The following is a 21,425-nucleotide window of genomic DNA, read 5'->3' as shown; positions in this document are numbered from 1 at the left end:
CGCATCACCCGTTTGTGGAAACCTGAATCCTGTGGGAGCCGGGCTTGCCCGCGATTGCGGTATGTCAGCGCCATTGATGTCGACTGACAGGGCGCTATCGCGGGCAGGCCGCGCTCCCACAAGAATCGCCTGCGTATTTGAAATCCCGGCCACATAAATTTTTTTTGCGACCCGCCTTTCCCCCTCTCGCGTCTCTAAATCAAGCCTTCCAGCCAATTCGGTCGCATCGACGCGATCTCTGGATAGATTTTTCTTAAAGATTTATCTTGCGCACTAACTATTAGCGCGATACATTCATTTCGCACTTACTTAGCGCGCAAACATTTAGCGCATAAAAACAAACCTGGACGAGGCTTTCACCATGCAAACTCTCTACACCGCAATCGCAACTTCCACTGGTGGCCGTGATGGTCGTGCGGTTTCCAGTGACAACATCCTCGACGTCAAACTCGCCACCCCGAAAGAACTCGGCGGTGCGGGCGGCGCAGCAACTAACCCTGAGCAATTGTTCGCAGCCGGCTACTCCGCCTGCTTCATCGGCGCTCTGAAATTCGTCGCCAGCCAGACCAAACGCAGCATCCCGAACGACGCATCGATCACCGCCCACGTCGGTATCGGTCAGATCCCTGGCGGCTTCGGTCTGGACATCGACTTGCATATCAGCCTGCCGGGCCTTGAACAAGCCGACGCGCAATCCCTGGTCGACGCGGCCCACCAGGTCTGCCCGTACTCCAACGCCACCCGCGGCAACGTCGATGTGCGTCTGCACGTCACCGTCTAACCGCTGATTGCCCAGGCCCGAACAGGAAATGAACATGAACACTTTCAGCAAAGTCTTGACCGGTACCCTTCTCGCCCTGTCCATCCAGAGTGCATTTGCCGGCGACGTCGAACACAACACCCAGGCATTCCTCGATGTGCTCAATGCCGGCACCGGCAAACCGATGGAGCAAATGACACCTGCCCAAGCGCGCGCCGTATTGGTGGGTGCGCAGGCCGGGGTGAAGCTGACGCTGCCAAAAGCCGATGTCAGCCAGAAGACGATTCAGGTCGACGGCCAGCCGCTGAACCTGACCATTGTCCGGCCGGCCGGGGTCAAGGGTGAGCTGCCGGTGTTCATGTTCTTCCACGGTGGTGGCTGGGTACTGGGCGACTTCCCGACCCACGAACGACTGGTGCGTGACCTGGTTGTCGGTTCGGGCGCAGCGGCGGTTTTCGTCAACTACACACCGTCGCCGGAAGCGCACTACCCGGTGGCGATCAACCAGGCCTACGCCGCAACCCAGTGGGTGGCCGAGCACGGCAAAGAGATCCATGTCGACGGCAAACGCCTGGCCGTGGCCGGCAATAGCGTCGGCGGCAACATGGCGGCCGTGGTTGCACTGATGGCCAAAGACAAGGGCACACCGGCGATCAGGTTCCAGGTGCTGCTGTGGCCGGTGACCGACGCCAACTTCGAGACGGGTTCGTACAACCAGTTCGCCGAGGGGCACTTCCTCAGCAAAAACATGATGAAGTGGTTCTGGGACAACTACACCACCGACGCCAATCAACGTAACGAGATCTACGCCTCGCCGCTGCGGGCCACTACCGCGCAACTCAAGGGCCTGCCACCGGCCCTGGTGCAGACCGCCAGCGCCGATGTCCTGCGCGATGAAGGCGAAGCCTATGCACGTAAACTCGACGAAGCCGGCGTGCCGGTGACCTCGGTTCGCTACAACGGCATGATCCACGACTACGGTTTGCTTAACGTGGTCAGTCAGGTGCCAGCGGTGCGTTCGGCGATGCTGCAGGCTTCGCAAGAACTCAAAGAGCACCTGAAATAAAAAATTGAGCCTCAAACTGCACACACAAAAAAGCCCGACTCAATGGTCGGGCTTTTTCATTCCTGAAGCTGTGCTTATTTGGCACGGCCTTTGTAGGAACCGCCTTCGCGGGTATCGATCTCGATCATGTCGCCGATTTCGATGAAGTCAGCAACCGACAGCTCGGTACCGTTCTTCAGTTTGGCAGGCTTCATCACCTTGCCGGAAGTGTCACCGCGAGCGGAACCTTCGGTGTAGTCAACCTGACGCACGATGGTGGTCGGCAGCTCTACGGAAACCAGACGGCCTTCGAAGAACACGGCTTCGCAAACGTCGGTCATGCCTTCTTCGATGAACGGCAGTACGCTTTCGATGTCTTCAGCGTTCAGCTCGTACATGGTGTAGTCGGTGGTGTCCATGAACGTGTAGGAGTCGCCGCTGATGAAGGACAGGGTCGCTTCTTTGCGGTCGAGGATCACGTCGTCCAGTTTGTCGTCGGCGCTGTAAACGGTCTCGGTCTTGTAACCGGTCAGCAGGTTTTTCAGCTTGGTCTTCATGATCGCGCTGTTACGACCCGACTTGGTGAATTCAGCTTTCTGAACCAGCCAAGGATCGTTGTCGATACGGATCACGGTACCGGGTTTGAGTTCTTTACCAGTTTTCATTGCGAATATCCGAATTTGGATGGGATTTACAAAAATCTAGGCCGCGTATCATATCCAATTTACATAAAACTGTACCAGCGCCGTGGCAAGATCAGCCTGCAAGGCTTGTTCCAGACACCACGCCTGGGCGTGCTTTTCCAGCTCTGGCCAGTGTTTGCGGGTCGATTGCCAGTGGTCGGTCATTCTTTCACCGGCATTCCACGCCCGCCAGAGACCGCTGATCGCCTCGCCAGCCGGCCCGGAAAGGCCCTTCACATAGAGCCTGAGGAAGGCTTCCAGCTTGTCCAGATGGATATCTTCGTCCTGCTGATAGATGTGCCAGAGCATCGGTCGACCCGCCCACTGCGCGCGGACAAACGAGTCCTCACCGCGCACGGCATTGAAATCGCAGCTCCACAGCAACGGGTCGTATTGGTCCTGTCGGACGAACGGCAGCACTTGCACGGTCAAGGCGTCGCGCACATGCACGGCACCCGCCGCCAGCCCTTGCACACCGAGCCAACGCTCAACATCGCCGAGAATCCGCCCTTCCGGCACCAACAGATGCGTGGGCGTCACGTCGCCAGCCATCGCGTCGAGCCAACTGGCCAGGCCGGTATTTTCGTAGGCGAACAGCGAGATCAGTTGCGCGCCAGGTGCGCGATCGATCCCCAGCCCTTGAAGGAAAAGTCGCTGCGCTGCCGGGCTCTGTTGAAATTGCTCACGCCGTTCAAGAAGATCGCTTTCACGCAGCAAGCCACCGGTGCCCTTGTGGAACCCGGGGAAGAAAAAGAACTTCTGCACCTGCTTGTACTTCACCGACGGCAAGCCATGACAGCCGACGATCCAGTCCTCGGCGCTCAAATAGTCGAGGTTCATCCACAGCGGCGTTTTTTCCCGTTCGACCATCGCCTCCATGTAAGCACCCGGCAACTGGCAGGCGAACGCGGCGATCACCACATCGGCGGCTTCAGTGGGCTGCCAGTCGGCCATCCACTGCCGCACCTCAACACCTTGCTGCCATTGCTGCAACGCGTGGATGTCGATGTCCGGGCAGAGGCGCTCGAAGGCGCGCAGATCATCGACCCACAACCGCACCGCCTGCGAATGCTCGGCAACCAGTTGCCGGGCCAGACGCCAGGTCACGCCGATGTCGCCGAAGTTGTCGACGACGGTACAAAAAATATCCCAGCGGGTTTTCATTTCAGGCATTCCAGGCTCCCGTTGGAAAAAGCACCGATTGTCCGCATAAATTACCCCGCGCAGAAGGGCCGACGGCGATTAATCTTCGTGCGACAATCGCCACTCGCCCGCGACCACCGCCAGGAGGCAGCCATGCCCTACCGTCCCAACCCGCGCCGCCCATTGCCGATCCAGCTCAACACCTTGCAATTGAGCGGCAGCATCGCCCTCGGTTTGTGGCTGGGGTTCATTGCCATTGCGCTGACCTGCTGGCTCGCTTCTCGCTTTTTGTTCAGCGAGCAATTGGCGCCCGTGGCCCAGGCCGTGCAGCAACTGACAAACCCGCCTGCTGCGGCACAACCGGTACCGGATATTCCTCCACAGAGCCCGCTGTTCGAGCAATACGAAGAGAACCTACGCAAGAACGAGCAAGCACAACGGCTTGATCAGGCTCGCAGCAGCAGTCGCAATCTGTCGAATCCCAAGTGCCAGTTCTGGCTGCAACAGGACCACACCGCACCGAGCGAAAAAAGTCGCGCCAACGTTTTGCAATTCTGCGATTGACCATGAACAAACAAACTGTCCACCAACTGATTCTCGACAAGTTGCGCGTTGATCTCGACATCGCGGAACGCGCCGCGCAGACCGCATACGAAACCGCGACCCATGAAGAAAACATCGCCGAGAACAAGTACGACACACTGGGACTGGAGGCGTCCTATCTGGCTGCCGGCCAGGCCAAACGGGTCGAGGAGATCAGGCAGTCACTGGCACTTTGCCAGAACCTGATACTGCGTTCTTATGATGAGCAGCGCGGGATCGAGGTCGGCGCACTGCTCGGCCTTGAAGACGAAAAGGGTCGCGAGCAATGGCTGTTTCTGGCACCTGATGCGGCAGGCTTGAAGGTCGACCTGGTGGGGCAACTGATCACGGTCATCACCCCGCGCTCGCCGCTGGGCAAAAGCCTGCTGGGCAAGTTCAAGGGCGATGAAGTGGAGATTCTGGTGGCGGGTACTCGGCAACAGTTTGCTGTCACCGAAGTGGTCTAGCGGCGCCCACTGATCAATGGACCGGCAGTTCGACGCCGTCGAACAGCTCTTCCAGCTCCTGCTTGTTGTGGCACTGGATGGCCTTGGCCATGACTTCGCGAGTCAGGTGCGGAGCGAACTTCTCGATGAAGTCGCACATGAAGCCACGCAGGAAAGTGCCGCGACGGAACCCGATCTTGGTGATGCTGGATTCGAATAGCTCGCTGGCGTCGAGGACCACCAGGTCGTTGTCGAGTTTGGTATCGACTGCCATTTTCGCCACGATGCCCACGCCCAGTCCAAGGCGAACATAGGTCTTGATCACGTCGGCGTCGGCTGCGGTGAACACCACTTTCGGCGTCAGGCCACGATGGCTGAAGGCTTCGTCGAGCTTCGAACGGCCGGTGAAACCAAACACGTAAGTCACGATCGGGTATTCGGCCAGGGCTTCGAGGGTCAGCTTCGACAGCTTGGTAAGCGGGTGTCCCTGAGGCACGACCACGCAGCGGTTCCAGCGATAGCACGGCATCATTACCAGATCGCCAAACAGCTCCAGCGCTTCGGTGGCAATGGCGAAATCCACGGTGCCGTCAGCGGCCATTTCGGCGATCTGCATCGGCGAACCCTGGTGCATGTGCAGGGCCACGTCCGGGTATTGCTTGATGAAATTGCTGATCACCGGCGGCAATGCATAACGCGCCTGGGTGTGGGTGGTGGCGATCGACAGGGTGCCTTTCTTCTCGTTGGAGAATTCCTGGGCGATCTGCTTGATGCTTTCGACCTTGCGCAGAATCTCGCCAGCCGTGGTAATGATGCGCTCGCCAGCCGGGGTCACGCGGGTCAGGTGCTTGCCGCTGCGGGCGAAGACCTCGACGCCCAATTCGTCTTCCAGCAGTCGGATCTGTTTACTGATGCCCGGTTGCGAGGTGTACAGGCTTTGGGCGGTAGCGGAAACGTTGAGGTCGTGGTGCGCCACTTCCCAGATGTAGCGCAATTGTTGAAGCTTCATATGAATCCCTCAAAGCAGATAGACGCCACGGGCATCAGCGACGTTATATAACTATATTAATGGTTTGAAGAATAAATCTAGAACTTTTTATCAAACTGGCACTATTGGTGCTCTAGCGATCCCCTTGGCGACGGCGCTCCACCAGCGGCACCAGATAGACCGGTACGCGGGACAGTTGCAGGACGCGCGCCGCGGTCCGACCCAGCGGCGTTTCCGCGCCAGCCCCATGGCTGTGGCTACCCAGGATCAACAAATCCACCGAGAGTTTCTGCGCCTGGTCGAGAATCACCTGCGACGGATCACCCTGCAGCACCCGCACAGCACGAATCAGCTCCAGATCCTGTGCGCCCTCCCCCCCCAATTCTTCACGAAAACTGTCGAGCACCCGCTGCTCGATATTGGCAATGACCGTGTTCAGGCCCTGACTGTGAAATTCGTTCAACGCTTGCTCATCAAGGTAACTCTGAAGCACCGACTCAGCGAACAGCCCCATGGGTTCAACCGCGTGCACCACGTAGAGATCGGCATTGAAGGTCCGTGCCAATGCCAAGGCATGCTGCATCACTAGCGGTGCGTACAGGCCGAGGTCAGTGGCATACAGCATCGAATGAATCATATGACCTCCTCGAGTGCCAACATGGCGCAGACTTGAATCAGCTTAGCAGTGCCTTGGCGAGTACGACGCCCCGCGCAACACGTTGATCGGCGGGCTTAAACCTTTTGTTCGTTGCTTATGCCATGGGGGACATGACCGGTGGCGACGACTTCGCGGGCCAGTTCGCAATGACCGGCCTGATCGTCGAAAAACACGTCGGCGGCGAAGGCCTCGAGAAAGGCCGATTTGGTCAGGCCGCCGAGAAACAGCGATTCGTCCAGGCGAATGTCCCATTCGCGCAAGGTGCGGATCACCCGCTCATGGGCCGGCGCCGACCGCGCCGTCACCAGGGCCGTGCGGATAGGACAGGCATCGTCCGGGAACTCGCGCTGCAACAGATTGAGGGCGGCGAGGAAGCCTTTGAACGGCCCACCGCGCAACGGCTCGCGGGCCGCCTCGCGTTCGCTGGCCTGGAACGCTTCCAGACCAGCGGCCTGATAGACGCGCTCCGACTCGTCGGAAAACAGCACCGCATCACCGTCAAAGGCGATGCGCAATTCATCACTGGCCGCACGGCTGGCGCCTCCCGACAGAATGGTCGCCGCGGCAAAGCCGGCGTCCAGCGCATTGCGCACGTCCTCGGCATGGGTCGACAAAAACAAATCGCAACCAAACGCCTTGAGGTACGGATAGGGACTACGACCGCCGACAAACGCTGCGCGGGAAATCGCCAGTCCATAGTGATGGATCGAGTTGAACACCCGCAGGCCGGTGTCGGCACTGTTGCGCGACACCAGGATCACCTCGACCCGGGCACGGCCGAGGCTGGCATTGAGATTGAGGAGTTTTTGCACCAGCGGGAAGGCATCGCCGGGTTCGAGGATCTCGTCCTCATGTTCGATCTGATACTGCCGGTAAGCTTCGACGCCACTCGACAGGTAGACCTTGTGGCTTTCACTCAGGTCGAACAACGCTCGCGAGGAAATCGCCAGCACCAGCTTGTCGTCAATTGCCTTCGGCATGCCCTTCCCCCATTGGTTGGTCGACTCAGGTGTTGCGTCGATCGATAAAACTCAGACTGCGATACAACGCCTCGATGCGCGGCAGCTCACACCCCGCCGCTTTGGCCGCCGCCAGTGGACGGGTGTAAATGGCCGCCAGCTCCAGCGGGCGCTTGTGCAGGAAGTCGTGATACATGCTGGGCCAGTAATCGGGCATTCTCTCGGTGACCATGAACAAATGTTCGGCATAGCCCGCCGGAATATCGTGACCGCAAGCGGTGGCGCCCAGGACCACTTCGGCCATCAGTGCCCTGATCAACTCGCGGCTGTCGGCATCGGCCATCAACGGCGTAGTGCTCGCCCCCAGTAAAACCGACAAACCGTTATAGGGAACATTCCAGACCAGTTTTTGCCAGCGCGCCTGATGCAGATTCGCCATCGCCTGGGAATCGATACCGGCGGCACGGAACAGTCCGACACCTTCCTCGACAATCGCCGCACGCGCCGTCGCATCGGCCGCAGGACCGCTGTGGAAGCCGACATGCACCGCGCCGAGCGCCTGATGGGTAATGACGCCGGGGCCTTCGCGATGAACGCAGATGTAACAGAGGCCACCGAGTACATGCAGCGAATCGGGAAGCCGTTCACGCAGGCTGTCTTCGACGTCCAGGCCATTTTGCAGCAGCAATACTTTGGCATTCGGTGCCGCGGCTTGAAGAATGGCGGGTGCCAGGTCCGCATTGCTGGTGGTTTTCGTCCCGACCAGCAGCCAGTCGCACGGCGGCATGTCTTCGGCCGTCGAATAGGCCTGCACCGGACTCAACGTCATGGCACCGTAGGGCGCACTGTCTACGTGCAGCCCGCGCTCGGCCACTGTGGAAAACTCGCTGCGCAGCAGGAAATGCACATCGAAACCGGCACGCGCCAGCATCACCCCGTAGAACCCGCCGATTGCACCGGTCCCGATAATGCCGATTGTCGGCTTAGCAACCGCCCCCATCATGGCAACTCCTCTGCTGTTCGGCTCAATGCCTTGCGCACCGCTCGATTGAGCTCGTTGTCTGTCAGGCGCGAATTCAATGCTCCAAAAAACTCACCGTCGCGCACGACAAACAGCGCCGGCAAATGAAAGACCTGATAACGCTCGACCACCCCGCCATTGTTTCCGGCGTCGATCCAGCACAGGCGATCGACGGCCAGATCGAGAGAGGGCAATCGCTCACGGGCAAAACGACAACTGGAACAGCCCACGCTGGTGAAAATGACCAGCGATACACCGCTCATCGTCAGCAGCCGTTGGTCGGCGTCGAAATCGGTCAGTTCCAATTCGACCACTATACTGGGGGAAACGCTGTCAGATGGCCGACACATGGAGTCCGTGTTCATGGGACGATTCATTCCTCATCCTGATGAAGTGCCCGTCGAATTAACGTTGCTGACACCTGAGTGTATTTCACGGCAACAATTGCACACTACCAGCCTCGGGGGCATGGCTTGCAATTATCATCGCGCCTGGCGCCATGGTACGGCGCTGGAAGTGCGCATGCCGACCCTGAACCCCGACATGCGGATTCCAGGCTACGTGGCCTGGTGCCTGCGACGCAAACATGGCTATCTGGTGGGTATTGCCTTCGTGGACGAGCAGACGTTGTTCAGCGCCCGGATGGGCGAGCAGGTATGCCAGATCGAGCGCTTCTGCCGCCAGCACGACGCACACAGCGACCTGCAGGAAGTTCAGGCGCTGGCCCTCGAGTGGGTTCAGGAGCATGCCGACGAGTTCTCCGATGACACGGTTCACAGAGCATTTGCGCAATCAATGCTCGATTAAACCGCCCCCTGCCCATTGTCGAGCCACGGTGTAACGCGCTAAGGTTCCGCTCCCCGACGCGCTTAATTTGCTGTGCTCCGCCGCGCGGGTTCGCTGGCGGCCGGCACCCGTGACCTGACGAGTAAACGATGGCTGATTTACCGATCAACGACCTAAACGTCGCCTCCAACGAGACTCTGATCACCCCCGATCAGCTCAAGCGCGATATCCCCCTGAGCGACGCCGCCCTGCGCACCGTCACCAAGGGCCGCGAAGTCATTCGCAACATTCTTGATGGCACCGACCATCGCCTGTTCGTGGTCATCGGGCCTTGCTCGATCCACGACATCAAGGCAGCGCACGAATACGCCGAGCGCCTCAAGGCACTTGCCGCGGAAGTGTCCGATACCCTGTATCTGGTCATGCGCGTGTACTTCGAGAAGCCACGCACCACCGTCGGCTGGAAAGGCCTGATCAACGACCCGTACCTGGATGACTCGTTCAAGATCCAGGACGGTCTGCACATTGGTCGCCAACTGCTGCTGGACCTGGCCGAAATGGGCCTGCCTACCGCCACCGAAGCCCTCGACCCGATCTCCCCGCAATACTTGCAGGACCTGATCAGTTGGTCGGCCATCGGCGCGCGCACCACAGAATCCCAGACTCACCGCGAAATGGCCTCCGGCCTGTCCTCGGCCGTCGGCTTCAAGAACGGCACCGATGGCGGCCTGACCGTGGCGATCAACGCCTTGCAATCGGTTTCCAGCCCGCACCGTTTCCTGGGTATCAACCAGGAAGGTGGCGTGTCGATCGTGACCACCAAGGGCAATGCCTACGGTCACGTGGTCCTGCGCGGTGGCAACGGCAAGCCGAACTACGATTCGGTCAGCGTCGCCCTCTGCGAACAGGCGCTGGACAAAGCGAAGATCAAGCCAAACATCATGGTCGATTGCAGCCACGCCAACTCCAACAAGGACCCGGCCCTGCAACCGCTGGTGATGGAAAACGTCGCCAACCAGATCCTCGAAGGCAACAAGTCGATCATTGGTCTGATGGTCGAAAGCCATCTGAACTGGGGTTGCCAGGCCATTCCTAAAGACCTCGCCGACCTGAAATATGGCGTGTCGATCACCGATGCCTGCATCGACTGGTCGGCCACCGAAACGACCTTGCGCAGCATGCACGCCAAGCTCAAGGATGTGCTGCCTAAACGCGATCGCTCCTGATCGCGCCATTGGCTGCAGACAAAAAAACGCCGGGCTGAACCCGGCGTTTTTTTATGCGTTCGTTTTTTTCAAGCTTACTGGCTCAGCTTGGCGGCATGCCGCTGGTGACGCTCCATGTAGCGCTCGACGTAGGAGCACGATGGAATGACGGTGTAGCCCATTTCCTCGGCGTACTGCAGCGCCTGTTCGGTCAACGCCGCCGCAATGCCACGACCACGCAATGCGTTGGGCACAAAGGTGCGATAGATATCCAGGGTCTGTTTCCCCAGATCCATATAGGTCAGGTAGGCACGATGACCGTCCACATTGGTCTCGAACTGATGACCAGCCTGGTCATGGTGGATGGACAACGCCTCGCTCATCACTACTCCTCGCGGGTCTTGGATTTCGACCCCTACCTTACCGATGTTTTTCCGGCGAAGAAACATCTACGCCACCCCGTGCCTGAATGGACACCGAGAAGAGCTACACCGATCTCGCGCAACCGAGCACGTACAAATAGTAGGCACCATTGGCAAAAATGCTCAAGGTGCACTCGTCATCATGCTGGTTGGCGGGTGCCGCTCCGGGTGACGCAGGGCTGGCTCGACCGAAGATCGCCCCAAGGTCGATAGCCTGAACATTGCCGGATGTTGAGACTTAAGACGAACGCCCTTTGTTAAAGTCACCTGAAGATAGAGAAAGATATGAGAGACGCCACCCAAGATCCGAACAAAAGTGTAGACGAATCCATCTAGACACTCTTCAGCCAAGACAGAGGAAAAGTGCTACGAGAGCGGTAAGCTTTTCCTCATTGGATCGCTCAGCTCGGGCATTGCAGCTGTATATTTTTTAAACAGAGCAGTTAAAAGTTGCTCGAAAAAGAATCAACGCCTACAATTTTTTTGGCTTCTTGCTTTACGTCAGTTTACTTACGACTAGTAATGGGTAGTATGTACGCCGGCTAATTCCTCACTGTGAGGAGATAGCTAATTTAATGGAAAGTCCTTGAAGGGGAACACGATGAACAACGTTCTGAAATTCTCTGCTCTGGCCTTGGCCGCAGTTCTGGCTACCGGTTGCAGCAGCGCATCGAAAGAAACCGAAGCACGTCTGACTGCTACTGAAGACGCAGCAGCTCGCTCCCAAGCTCGTGCAGACGAAGCTTACCGTAAAGCTGATGAAGCTCTGGCTGCTGCTCAAAAAGCACAACAGACTGCTGACGAAGCTAACGAGCGTGCTCTGCGCATGCTGGACAAAGCTAGCCGCAAGTAATAATCCTTCGGGATTATTATCAAGCCGACCCATTTTTGGGTCGGCTTTTTTATTGCCCGGCGTTTGTCGCAAGCAATAAAAAACCCGCCGACGCGGCCTGCGTCGGCGGGTCCTTTTCCAGGCTTATTGCATCGGGTCGAGCGGAGCGCTTGTGACCATCGGCGCGGAAGTGCTCGGCACGGCGATTTCCACCGGCAGGCCGTCTTCAGCGGCAACGACGTCACGCACCACATCCCAGTTCATGCGCAGATTGTTGGTAATGTCTTCACGCTTGAGCATCGCGTTGATGACCGCCGTGTGCTTGTCGACCACCGAAGGGTTGCCATTGTCATCCAGCGGGGTGTGCGCTTCGAGGTACACCTTGCCGCCACTGACGCCGAACTTGTACGGGTCATTGATAATCCGCACCGACGTACCGACCGGCACCATGCTCGCCATTTCCAGCACGTTGTTGTTGAACATGCGGAAGCAGCCGTGGCTGGTGCGCATGCCGATGCCGAACTTCTTGTTCGAGCCGTGAATCAGGTAGCCCGGAGTGCCCAGGCTGAATTTGAACGGCCCCAGCGGGTTATCCGGGCCCGCCGGCACCACGTTCGGCAACGGATCACCATCGGCGGCGTGCTCAGCCTTGATCGACGCTGGAGGCGTCCAGGTCGGGTTAGGCGTTTTCGCGGTGATGGTGGTGTGGGCGATGGGTGAGCCCCAGCCCTCACGCCCGATACCCAGCGGGAAGGTGTACACCACGTTCTTGCCTTTCGGGTAGTAGTAGAGGCGGTATTCGGCCAGGTTGATCACAATGCCTTCACGCGGACCCGGCGGCAGGATGAAACGGGTCGGCAGGATGACTTCGGTACCGGCACCCGGCAGCCAGGCGTCGACGCCCGGGTTGGCCGCGACCATTTCCGTGTAGCCCAGGTCGTAGGTGGTACCAAGGTCGGCGAAGGTGTCTTCGTACTTGGCCTTGATGACTTGCACCTGGCCGACGATATCTTCACCGGGCGGTGGTAGTGGCAGCTCCAATGCTGCAACAGGACCCGCCACACAGAGGGCGGCAAGTGTCAGGCAGCGGGTGACGGCAGGAAAGCGCGGCAACATCCGGAAAATCCTTCGCATGATCAACAGAGGGTATAAGGACGCGATTGTACACCGACGCCCGTTATTTCGGGGAGTTGGCCGATAGCTTGCTATCGTTAATGATTTACAGCTCGAACCGCAACTCTGGCCAGATCGGCGAAGTGCCGCGCTTTTGCGACTCGAGAATCGCTCGACACAAGGAGCACAGGCGCTGGTCCTGAAACACCCGGCGATCGACACTCGACCAGCGTGGCTGCGCCGGCAACAGGCTGCCGCACAAGGTACGGTCCGCCGAGCCGCCCAACTCCAGCTGACGCGCCACCAGATGCACCCGCACTTCCTGGCAGGCGAACAGATCCAGCTGTTCGTCAGGCTCGATCAGTTGATAGGCAAAAAGTGACCAGGCGGGACGCGGCATCGGGGGCTCCAAATCGGGGGCGCCACCTTAGCCGAAAGCCCGCGCCTAGAAAAGAGTCATAACAGCGGTTTTAGGGTAGGCCAGACATTCTCCAGCAACTTGTCCTGGGCCCCGGCCGCCGGGTGTATACCGTCGGCCTGCATCAAGTCCGGATGACCGCCCACGCCGTCGAGGAAAAACGGTACCAGCGGGATGTTTTTCTCGGTGGCCAGATTGCTGTAGACCTCGGCGAAGGCATCGGTGTAGCGCTTGCCATAATTGGGCGGCAGCTGCATGCCGAGCAACAGCACCTTGGCACCGCTGGCACGGGAGCTGTCGATCATTGAGGCAAGATTTTGTTGCAATTGAGTAGGCGGCATTCCGCGCAGACCATCGTTACCCCCAAGTTCGAGGATCACCAACTCCGGCTTATGCTCTGCAAGCAGCGCTGGCAGGCGTGCCTGGCCTCCGGCACTGGTGTCGCCACTGATGGACGCATTGAACACCGTGTCGTCAAAACCTTCGCGCTTGAGCCGCTGTTCAAGCAGCGACACCCACCCCACCCGGGTATCCAGGCCGAAACCGGCGCTGATACTATCGCCAACGATCAGGACTGTACCCGCCGCTGCGTTCTGGGCCATGCACATCAAGGCCAGGCCAGCACTCAAAAACCACACACGCATCGGATTCTCCATGGGCGCAAGCATTCTCACCGCGAAGAACCTCAGCAAAGTGGTACCCAGCGCGGAAGGTGAACTGACTATCCTGCACGAACTCAGCCTGGAACTGAACAAGGGTGACAGCCTGGCCATCGTCGGTGCCTCCGGCTCCGGCAAATCCACCCTCCTCGGCCTGCTCGCCGGACTCGACCTGCCGAGCAGTGGTGAAGTCACCCTCGCCGGGCAAAGCCTGAGCCACCTCGACGAAGACCAGCGCGCCCGCATTCGTGCCGAGCACGTGGGTTTCGTCTTCCAGTCATTTCAGTTGCTCGACAGCCTCAATGCCCTGGAAAACGTCATGTTGCCGCTGGAACTCGACGGCCGCAAAGATGCCCGCGAACGCGCCACCGAATTGCTCGAGCGCGTGGGCCTTGGCCAGCGCCTGACCCACTCGCCACGCCAGCTCTCCGGCGGCGAACAGCAGCGCGTGGCGATTGCCCGTGCGTTTGCCGCCGAACCAGACGTGCTGTTTGCCGATGAACCGACCGGCAACCTCGACAGCCACACTGGCGAGCGCATCAGCGACTTGCTGTTCGAACTCAACAAGGAACGCGGCACGACCCTGGTGCTGGTGACCCACGACGAACGCCTGGCACACCGTTGCCGGCGCCTGATCCGCCTCGAAGCCGGCCTGCTGGTCGCCCCCCTGGAGCCTTGATGGCACGCTTGCCGTTTGTGCGCCTGTTCAGCCTCGCCATTCGCCAATTAATGCGCGATGCCCGCGCCGGCGAATTGCGCGTATTGTTTTTCGCCTTGGTGGTGGCCGTGGCCGCGAGCACTGCCATCGGTTATTTTGGCGCCCGCCTGAACGGCGCCATGATGTTGCGCGCCACCGAGTTTCTCGGCGCCGACCTGCTGCTCGAAGGCAGCTCACCGGCGCGCCCGGAGCAGATAAGAAGCGGCACCGATCTGGGCCTCGAACATGCGCAAGTGGTGGAGTTTTCCAGCGTCATCGCCACCGACAATGGTATTCAGTTGTCGAGTATCAAGGCGGCGGATAGTGTCTACCCATTGCGCGGCGAACTGAAAAGCGCCCCTGCCCCATTCGCCCCGGAAACGTCCGGAGGCGGGCCGAAACCCGGCGAAGCCTGGGTCGAATCACGATTGCTGACCGCGTTGAACCTGAAGATCGGCGACAGCATCGATGTCGGCATGAAACCCCTGACCCTGGCGCGGGTACTGACCTATGAACCCGACCGTGCCGGCAACTTCTACAGCCTGACGCCACGGGTGCTGATCAATCTCGACGACCTTGCGGCAACCGGCGTGGTGCAGCCCGGCAGTCGGGTCAGTTATCGCGAGCTCTGGCGTGGCAATGCCCGGGCACTGGAAACCTATCGCCAACTGATCAAGCCTGGCCTGGCAGCCAACCAGCGCATCCAGGATGCCCGCGATGGCAACCGGCAGATCGGCGGTGCGCTCGGCAAGGCCGAACGTTATCTGAACATGGCCAGTCTGGTGGCGGTCTTGCTCGCCGGAGTGGCGGTGGCATTGTCGGCGACACGCTTCGCCACCCGCCGCTTCGATGCCAGCGCGCTGCTGCGCTGCCTGGGCCTGTCCCGGCGCGAAACCATGGTGCTGTTCAGTTTGCAATTGACCGTACTCGGATTGCTCGCGAGCATCAGCGGCGCCGCGATCGGCTGGCTGGCGCAACTGGGGTTATTTGCCTTGCTGCATGACTTGTTGCCCAGCGACGTGCCACCGGGCGGCCTGTTCCCGGCCTTTGCCGGAATCGGTACCGGGCTGGTGGCATTGGCCGGGTTTGCCTTGCCGCCATTGGCGGCGCTGGGGCGGGTGCCACCGTTGCGGGTGTTGCGTCGCGACATGCTGCCCATTCCATCCAGCACCTGGATGGTTTACGGCGCGGCGTTGGCCGCATTGGGTCTGATCATGTGGCGCCTGAGCCTGGATCTGCTGCTGACGTTTGCCCTGCTGGGCGGCGGCATGATTGCCGCGCTGGTGTTGGGTGGCCTGCTGTTACTGCTGCTGAAAAGCCTGCGACGCATGCTCGCCCGAGCCTCCCTGCCGTGGCGCCTCGGTCTGGGCCAATTGTTGCGTCACCCGCTGGCGGCCGCAGGCCAGTCCCTGGCGTTCGGCTTGATCCTGCTGTCGATGGCGTTGATTGCGCTGCTTCGCGGCGAATTGCTGGACACCTGGCAAAACCAGTTACCCAAAAATGCGCCGAACTATTTCGCGCTGAACATCCTGCCCGCGGAGAAACAGGCCTTTACCGATCGCCTGATCTCGCTGTCGGCGCAATCGGCCCCGCTCTACCCGGTCGTGCCGGGTCGGCTGATCAGCATCAACGGTGAACCGGTGCAGCAAATCGTCAGCAAGGATTCGGCCGGTGATCGGGCGATCCAGCGTGACCTGAGCCTGACCTGGTCGGCGGACCTGCCGGCAGGCAACAAGCTCACCGCGGGCAACTGGTGGCAAGACCAGATTCCGGACGAGGTGCCTGGCGTATCGGTGGAAGGCAAGGTCGCCGAAAGCCTGAAGCTCAAGCTCGGCGACCACATGGTGTTCAGCGTCGGCGGGGTCAACCGCGAGGCGAAGGTCACCAGCCTGCGGGAAATCAACTGGGACAACTTCCAGCCGAATTTCTTCATGATCTTCCAGCCCGGCACCCTCAAGGATCTGCCGGCGACCTATCTGACCAGCTTCTATCTGTCAGCGGGCCACGATCAGCAGATTGTCGATCTGTCCCGCAGCTTTCCGGCGGTGACCATCCTGCAGGTCGAAGCGTTGCTGGAGCAACTGCGCAGCATCCTCGCCCAAGTCACGCTGGCGGTGGAATACGTGTTGTTGTTCGTGCTGGCGGCTGGCATGGCGGTGTTGTTTTCCGGCCTGCAGGCGACGCTGGATGAACGCATTCGTCAGGGCGCGCTGCTGCGGGCGCTGGGAGCGGAACGCCAGTTGCTGGTCAAGGCGCGGCGGATCGAATTTGGTTTGCTGGGCGCCGTCAGCGGATTACTGGCCGCGCTGGGGTCGGAAGTCGTGAGTCTGGTGCTCTACCGGTTCGCCTTTGACCTGCCTTGGCATCCGCACCCATGGCTGTTGCTGCTGCCAATGATCGGAGCCGTGCTGATCGGCGGCGCCGGCGTGTTCGGCACTCGTCGCGCCTTGAACGCCAGCCCCCTGACAGTCCTGCGCGAGGGTTGATCCATCAACCCTCCTCCCCTCCATGAAGATGCCGTTATCCGAGTGTTTCATCCTGTTTTCGGTATGAAATCTCATTGATCCACCACAGCACTTCCCCACTGGGGGTCTGCACAACGGCCTCGTCCCCCACCTCTTTCTTCAACAACGCACGGGCCATGGGGGAATCTATCGAGATGTAATCGTTGCGACCGTAGATCTCGTCATACCCCACGACCCTGAATTTCTTGATATCCCCGGCCTCGTTTTCGATCTCGACCCAAGCCCCGAAGAACACCTTTCCTTCCTGCTCGGGTGAATACTCGACAACCCGTACATCCTCGAGACGTTTGCGAAGGTATCGGACTCGCCGATCAATTTCCCGAAGCAGCTTTTTGTTGTACTGATAATCCGCGTTTTCACTGCGGTCGCCGAGCGATGCCGCCCAGGTGACCTTGCGCGTCGTGTCGGGGCGCTTTTCTCGCCAAAGGAAATCAAGCTCCTGCTTCAAAGCCTCATGACCTTCCTTCGTGATGATGTTGGTGCTCAAGACGGGCCTCTCACTTACGGTTATCCGGGCACGATTGTGTAGCGCCCTGTCCACAGGTTCACAGCGAAAACGCCAGCATCCCGGCGCGTTCGTATCATAACTTCAGCCAGCAGCATTCAGGTAAACCGCATCAGGGATGAACCTTAGACGCTCTTGGCTATACAGGTTGTGTGTCGCTTATACGGCCCACACCGGGAGCCAATGACACGGAGAAGAGTGACGACCATTGTCAGTCGGTTTTTTTCAGCCTATCTTATACAAAACCTATACAAGAAGCGCCGACATGTATAATAAACAGCCGTGGCCACTCACACTGTACTTTGACGGTGAATGCCCGCTCTGCGCTCGGGAAATCAGGTTCCTGAGCCGGCGCGCCATTGACGCCCGACTGCTGTTTGTTGACATCAGTGACGAAGCGTTTGACGCAAAGGCCCTGGGGTTCACTGTCGAGCAAATGCAGTCCTCCCTTCATGCCAAATTCGCCGATGGCCGCTGGATGACAGGCCTGGACGCCACCCTCTGGAGCTGGCGAGCAGCCGGCCTGGGAATTTGGGCCACGCCACTGACATGGCGCGCGATCCGCCCGTTGCTGGCCGTCGGGTATTGGCTGTTCTGCCGCTTACGCCCCCATTTGGCCTGGTTGCCTCATCCGGATGGAAGCCGTCGCTGTCGTGACAACCGCTGTGCGTTGCCGGAGCCAAAAGCAGCACCTGTCGAGGAGACGGCCTTGAACACAAAACAGACCTGGAACGCTTCACCCTGTCATTCGCCCGGCGACAAACCCGGGCCACAGGGGCTTTGACCAAACCCGCGTAAAACCTTGAGTGACCAGCACTCCCCTGTTGCCAGGGGTGTCCCTTTCCTGAAAGGCCGTATGGCTGAGAAAAATCAAAGTGAACCCATCATTAGCCGAGCACTACCGTGAAATTCTCGTCGGCGTCGGCGAGAACCCTGAGCGAGAAGGATTGCTGGACACACCCAAGCGCGCAGCCAAAGCGATGCAATACCTGTGCAACGGCTACACGACGCGCCTGGAGGACGTGATCAACGGCGCCCTGTTCGAATCACAGAACGATGAGATGGTCATTGTGCGCGACATCGAGCTGTATTCACTGTGCGAGCATCACATGCTGCCCTTTATCGGCAAGGCCCATGTGGCCTACCTCCCTACGGGGCGAGTGCTGGGCCTGTCGAAGGTGGCACGAGTGGTCGACATGTTCGCCCGCCGCCTGCAGATACAGGAAAACCTGACCCGGCAAATTGCCGACGCCATCCAGCACATCACCGATGCCGCCGGGGTGGCCGTGGTTATCGAAGCAAAGCACATGTGCATGATGATGCGGGGCGTAGAGAAGCAAAACTCGGTGATGACCTCATCGGTCATGCTCGGCGCCTTTCGCGAGTCGTCCACGACGCGCCAGGAGTTCTTGCAACTGATTGGGCGCCGCCCTTGATTCCCGGCCGGGTATCACCCCTGTCTGCGGGCGAGGCCTGGCCATGAACTGTTATCCCTGATTGACCGCTTGGCCCCTGCCGATAGCGGCAATTTCTTTGCTTGTGACGGCGAACGCCTACCCGGGTAGGCAAGGAGTGCACCTTGAATCTGCAAGCGTTGACCCAGCGGGCCTTGAAGGGTGAAGTCCGTGAACTGGAGCTGCTGTCGCTGGAGGGCGGTTTTTATCTGGCTCGCGTCAGACTGGATCACGGCCAGTTCACTCTGCTGGATGATGCAGCGAAGCCGATGCACCTGCGCTCTGTCAGTCATCTGCGTGAAATGCTGCAGCTTGTCCCGCCCTTTCCCTGCGTGCTGGTGCAGCAATGTGTCCACGATGAGATGTGCGGCGTACGTGAAGGCCCCATCGAGTCGATGCGCATTCCTTTTTCACTGGCTACGCCCTGGTGAACCTGTGACCCCGGCCCCTGCCTCATGAAAAACACTCGTCGGCTGTGCCTGGTCCTGGGCGACCAGTTATCGTTTGATCTGGCCTCATTGAAAGGGCTGGATAGCAAGCTCGATGCGGTGTTGCTGGTAGAGGTGATGGAGGAAGCCAGCCACGTCCCTCATCACCCGCAAAAAATCACACTCATTTTCAGTGCCATGCGCCATTTTGCCGAGGCGTTGCGCCAGCGTGGCATCCATGTGCAATACGTTGCCCTCGATGATCCGCACAACACCGGCTCAGTGCCCGGCGAGCTACGGCGCTGGCAGTCACTGTTGCAGCCGCACGAACTGCACCTGACAGCGTGCGGTGACTGGCGTCTGGAGCAGTCGCTCAAGGATGCCGGGTTACCGATTCAGTGGCATGCCGATACACGCTTTCTCTGTTCCCGTGACGAGTTCTCGGCGTGGGCGAACGGCAAAAAGCAGCTGCGCATGGAGTTTTTCTACCGGGAAATGCGGCGCAAGAGTGGCCTGTTGATCAATGGCGATGGTACGCCGGTGGGCGGCGCCTGGAACTTTGATGCAGAAAACCGCAAGGCCTTGCCCAAAGGCGTAAAACCGCCGTACCCGGCACGCTTTGGCGCAGACTCGATCACTCGAGACGTGATGGCACTGGTGGGCAAGCATTTCTCTCACCACTACGGTTCCCTGGATACCTTCGACTATCCCGTGACCCACGCCGAGGCACAGGTGCTGTGGGACTACTTTCTAGACTATGGCCTGGCCGCCTTCGGCGACTATCAGGATGCCATGGCCAGCGACGAACCCTTTCTGTTCCATGCCCGCATCAGCGCTGCGCTCAATATCGGCCTGCTGGACCTGCGTCAGCTGTGCAGTGATGTGGAGGCCGCCTATTGGTCAGGCAGCATTGCGCTGAATGCGGCCGAAGGATTTATCCGGCAACTGATCGGCTGGCGCGAATACGTGCGTGGCGTCTACTGGCTGAAAATGCCGGACTACGCCGACGGCAATCTATTCGGCAACAGCAGGCCGCTGCCGGCGTTCTACTGGACCGGCGACACGCAGATGAACTGCATGCGCCAGGCGATCGGCCAAAGCCTGAAACAGGCCTATGCCCATCACATCCAGAGGCTGATGGTTACCGGCAACTTTGCGCTCATCGCCGGCGTGGCCCCGAGCCAGATTTGCGACTGGTACCTGGCGATCTACATGGATGCCTTCGACTGGGTCGAACTCCCCAATACACTGGGCATGGTGATGCACGCCGATGGCGGATATCTGGGCTCGAAACCTTACTGCGCCAGCGGACAATACATAAAACGCATGTCTGACTACTGCCGTGACTGCGCGTACAAGGTGAGTGAAAGCACAAGCGAGGATGCCTGCCCCTTCAACTCGCTCTACTGGCATTTCCTGATGCGTCATCGCGACCTTTTGCGCGGCAATCAACGCATGGCCATGGTTTACAAAAACCTCGAACGCATGCCGGATGCCAAGCAGCAGGCACTCTGGCAACGCGGCCAGGCCCTGCTCGCCAGACTGGACGCAGGGGAATCGCTTTGAGTGAATCGGGATCGGACGAGCCTGTCGCATCATCCGCGATGCGATACCTCGGCGCCCGACGTTCCCGCCTCAGAACTTCAGCGACGAGTGATAAGCCCTTGGCGGGCCACACGGGTCAGTTGCCTGATCACGTCGACCGCCTCGGCGGCGCTGGGCGATTGAATCACCGCCAGATCGAAACTGTCGCTGGCAAACCGGGCCAGGGACTCTCCGTCTTCGACGAACTGGATCAGAAACGCTGCGGGTCCACCGGTACGGCGTGGCCAGCCATCGAGATAACGCAAGAGCGTCGGCTGGTGTTTACCGCCAAGCAGGATTTTTGGATTGCGCTGGGTGAGATGTGCCGTAATCGGCGCGGGGCGTACAACGGGGCTTAGTGCATTCATCGTGTCGTGTCTCTGCCTCAAAATTCTGCATGGCAGGTGAGAGGCAACACCGAACCAGCGCTTTAGCGGTATTTCGAAGCCTGTTTCAAGCTTCTGACAGCGACTCAATGAGTCACCTGGCGCCCCGCAAGTAGCTGTTTAAAT

The 21,425-nt window shown here is 59.5% G+C and carries 26 protein-coding genes; 13 read left to right on the top strand and 13 right to left on the bottom strand.

Features of this window, described 5'->3' with window-relative positions; genetic code table 11:
• The first annotated feature begins 361 nt into the window (after positions 1-361).
• Together GQ39_RS03025 and GQ39_RS03020 are read left to right on the top strand one after the other, a co-directional pair.
• Positions 362-781, top strand: a complete 420-nt coding sequence (locus tag GQ39_RS03025) for an organic hydroperoxide resistance protein (protein WP_047527178.1) — start codon at positions 362-364, stop codon at positions 779-781.
• A gap of 34 nt (positions 782-815) precedes the next feature.
• On the top strand, positions 816-1,826 hold the full coding sequence (locus GQ39_RS03020; RefSeq protein ID WP_047527176.1) for an alpha/beta hydrolase: 1,011 nt from the start codon (positions 816-818) through the stop codon (positions 1,824-1,826).
• Between the two features lie 74 nt (positions 1,827-1,900).
• On the opposite strand, the gene efp is transcribed toward GQ39_RS03020, so the two are convergent.
• Positions 1,901-2,470 (bottom strand): elongation factor P, encoded by a 570-nt coding sequence (gene efp / locus GQ39_RS03015; RefSeq protein ID WP_008057003.1) that lies wholly within the window; start codon positions 2,468-2,470, stop codon positions 1,901-1,903.
• Between the two features lie 48 nt (positions 2,471-2,518).
• Positions 2,519-3,661 carry an elongation factor P maturation arginine rhamnosyltransferase EarP gene (earP, locus tag GQ39_RS03010; RefSeq protein ID WP_047527174.1) on the bottom strand — a complete coding sequence of 381 codons (1,143 nt, stop codon included), beginning with the start codon at positions 3,659-3,661 and terminating at the stop codon, positions 2,519-2,521.
• 123 nt (positions 3,662-3,784) lie between these two features.
• Between earP and GQ39_RS03005 the strand changes: the two genes are divergently transcribed.
• A complete protein-coding gene (locus tag GQ39_RS03005) occupies positions 3,785-4,195 on the top strand; it encodes a hypothetical protein (RefSeq protein ID WP_047527173.1) in 411 nt (136 codons plus the stop codon).
• A 2-nt stretch (positions 4,196-4,197) separates the two neighbouring features.
• On the top strand, positions 4,198-4,680 hold the full coding sequence (locus tag GQ39_RS03000; RefSeq protein WP_047527171.1) for a GreA/GreB family elongation factor: 483 nt from the start codon (positions 4,198-4,200) through the stop codon (positions 4,678-4,680).
• A 13-nt stretch (positions 4,681-4,693) separates the two neighbouring features.
• Here GQ39_RS03000 and cysB read toward each other — a convergent pair whose 3' ends face one another.
• The 5 genes from cysB to GQ39_RS02975 all read right to left on the bottom strand — a co-directional run bounded on the left by cysB (position 4,694) and on the right by GQ39_RS02975 (position 8,650).
• Positions 4,694-5,668, bottom strand: coding sequence for an HTH-type transcriptional regulator CysB (gene cysB / locus GQ39_RS02995; RefSeq protein WP_008031398.1), 975 nt, complete (start codon positions 5,666-5,668; stop codon positions 4,694-4,696).
• Positions 5,669-5,780: 112 nt separating this feature from the next.
• Positions 5,781-6,284, bottom strand: coding sequence for a universal stress protein (locus tag GQ39_RS02990; RefSeq protein ID WP_047527168.1), 504 nt, complete (start codon positions 6,282-6,284; stop codon positions 5,781-5,783).
• Positions 6,285-6,379: 95 nt separating this feature from the next.
• Positions 6,380-7,285, bottom strand: coding sequence for a 5'-nucleotidase (locus GQ39_RS02985; RefSeq protein ID WP_047527166.1), 906 nt, complete (start codon positions 7,283-7,285; stop codon positions 6,380-6,382).
• Positions 7,286-7,310: 25 nt separating this feature from the next.
• Positions 7,311-8,267: a putative 2-dehydropantoate 2-reductase gene (locus GQ39_RS02980; protein ID WP_047527164.1), complete on the bottom strand. Its 957-nt coding sequence runs from the start codon at positions 8,265-8,267 to the stop codon at positions 7,311-7,313.
• Positions 8,264-8,650 carry a thioredoxin family protein gene (locus GQ39_RS02975; protein WP_047527163.1) on the bottom strand — a complete coding sequence of 129 codons (387 nt, stop codon included), beginning with the start codon at positions 8,648-8,650 and terminating at the stop codon, positions 8,264-8,266. The genes GQ39_RS02980 and GQ39_RS02975 overlap by 4 nt, the downstream gene beginning before the upstream one ends.
• Between GQ39_RS02975 and GQ39_RS02970 the strand changes: the two genes are divergently transcribed.
• Entirely contained in the window at positions 8,649-9,092 is a 444-nt protein-coding gene (locus GQ39_RS02970) for a PilZ domain-containing protein (RefSeq protein ID WP_047527162.1), read from the top strand. The genes GQ39_RS02975 and GQ39_RS02970 overlap by 2 nt on opposite strands.
• 128 nt (positions 9,093-9,220) lie before the next feature.
• A complete protein-coding gene (locus GQ39_RS02965; protein ID WP_047527160.1) occupies positions 9,221-10,297 on the top strand; it encodes a 3-deoxy-7-phosphoheptulonate synthase in 1,077 nt (358 codons plus the stop codon).
• Between the two features lie 74 nt (positions 10,298-10,371).
• On the opposite strand, the gene GQ39_RS02960 is transcribed toward GQ39_RS02965, so the two are convergent.
• Positions 10,372-10,659 carry a GNAT family N-acetyltransferase gene (locus tag GQ39_RS02960; protein ID WP_020800382.1) on the bottom strand — a complete coding sequence of 96 codons (288 nt, stop codon included), beginning with the start codon at positions 10,657-10,659 and terminating at the stop codon, positions 10,372-10,374.
• 640 nt (positions 10,660-11,299) lie between these two features.
• Here GQ39_RS02960 and oprI point away from each other — a divergent pair.
• Complete coding sequence (gene oprI, locus GQ39_RS02955; protein ID WP_003199355.1) at positions 11,300-11,551, top strand: outer membrane lipoprotei OprI; 252 nt, start codon at positions 11,300-11,302, stop codon at positions 11,549-11,551.
• Between the two features lie 123 nt (positions 11,552-11,674).
• On the opposite strand, the gene GQ39_RS02950 is transcribed toward oprI, so the two are convergent.
• The 3 genes from GQ39_RS02950 to GQ39_RS02940 all read right to left on the bottom strand — a co-directional run bounded on the left by GQ39_RS02950 (position 11,675) and on the right by GQ39_RS02940 (position 13,705).
• Complete coding sequence (locus tag GQ39_RS02950; protein ID WP_047527148.1) at positions 11,675-12,646, bottom strand: L,D-transpeptidase family protein; 972 nt, start codon at positions 12,644-12,646, stop codon at positions 11,675-11,677.
• Between the two features lie 103 nt (positions 12,647-12,749).
• Positions 12,750-13,043: a hypothetical protein gene (locus GQ39_RS02945; protein WP_047527147.1), complete on the bottom strand. Its 294-nt coding sequence runs from the start codon at positions 13,041-13,043 to the stop codon at positions 12,750-12,752.
• A 56-nt stretch (positions 13,044-13,099) separates the two neighbouring features.
• Entirely contained in the window at positions 13,100-13,705 is a 606-nt protein-coding gene (locus tag GQ39_RS02940) for an arylesterase (RefSeq protein WP_047527146.1), read from the bottom strand.
• A gap of 10 nt (positions 13,706-13,715) precedes the next feature.
• Here GQ39_RS02940 and GQ39_RS02935 point away from each other — a divergent pair, with 10 nt between their 5' ends.
• A complete protein-coding gene (locus GQ39_RS02935) occupies positions 13,716-14,399 on the top strand; it encodes an ABC transporter ATP-binding protein (RefSeq protein WP_047527144.1) in 684 nt (227 codons plus the stop codon).
• Positions 14,399-16,903: an ABC transporter permease gene (locus GQ39_RS02930; protein WP_047527143.1), complete on the top strand. Its 2,505-nt coding sequence runs from the start codon at positions 14,399-14,401 to the stop codon at positions 16,901-16,903. Before GQ39_RS02935 ends, GQ39_RS02930 begins: the two co-directional genes overlap by 1 nt.
• A gap of 34 nt (positions 16,904-16,937) precedes the next feature.
• Here GQ39_RS02930 and greB read toward each other — a convergent pair whose 3' ends face one another.
• The gene (gene greB / locus GQ39_RS02925; RefSeq protein ID WP_047527141.1) at positions 16,938-17,429 is read right to left on the bottom strand and encodes a transcription elongation factor GreB; all 492 of its coding nucleotides are present in this window, start codon (positions 17,427-17,429) and stop codon (positions 16,938-16,940) included.
• A gap of 283 nt (positions 17,430-17,712) precedes the next feature.
• Here greB and GQ39_RS02920 point away from each other — a divergent pair, with 283 nt between their 5' ends.
• The 4 genes from GQ39_RS02920 to GQ39_RS02905 all read left to right on the top strand — a co-directional run bounded on the left by GQ39_RS02920 (position 17,713) and on the right by GQ39_RS02905 (position 20,895).
• Entirely contained in the window at positions 17,713-18,231 is a 519-nt protein-coding gene (locus GQ39_RS02920; protein WP_052193468.1) for a thiol-disulfide oxidoreductase DCC family protein, read from the top strand.
• Between the two features lie 91 nt (positions 18,232-18,322).
• Positions 18,323-18,883, top strand: a complete 561-nt coding sequence (gene folE / locus GQ39_RS02915) for a GTP cyclohydrolase I FolE (protein WP_047527140.1) — start codon at positions 18,323-18,325, stop codon at positions 18,881-18,883.
• A gap of 143 nt (positions 18,884-19,026) precedes the next feature.
• Positions 19,027-19,332 (top strand): DUF6482 family protein, encoded by a 306-nt coding sequence (locus tag GQ39_RS02910; protein WP_047527139.1) that lies wholly within the window; start codon positions 19,027-19,029, stop codon positions 19,330-19,332.
• Positions 19,333-19,356: 24 nt separating this feature from the next.
• Positions 19,357-20,895 (top strand): cryptochrome/photolyase family protein, encoded by a 1,539-nt coding sequence (locus GQ39_RS02905; protein ID WP_047527137.1) that lies wholly within the window; start codon positions 19,357-19,359, stop codon positions 20,893-20,895.
• A gap of 77 nt (positions 20,896-20,972) precedes the next feature.
• On the opposite strand, the gene GQ39_RS02900 is transcribed toward GQ39_RS02905, so the two are convergent.
• On the bottom strand, positions 20,973-21,281 hold the full coding sequence (locus GQ39_RS02900; RefSeq protein ID WP_047527136.1) for a hypothetical protein: 309 nt from the start codon (positions 21,279-21,281) through the stop codon (positions 20,973-20,975).
• Between the last annotated feature and the right edge of the window lie 144 nt (positions 21,282-21,425).

Source organism: Pseudomonas sp. 11/12A, from assembly GCF_000800055.1.
GTDB lineage: Bacteria > Pseudomonadota > Gammaproteobacteria > Pseudomonadales > Pseudomonadaceae > Aquipseudomonas > Aquipseudomonas mohnii.
The sequence above is the reverse complement of the archived record's forward strand: the minus strand, read 5'-3'. Positions and strand labels throughout refer to the sequence as shown.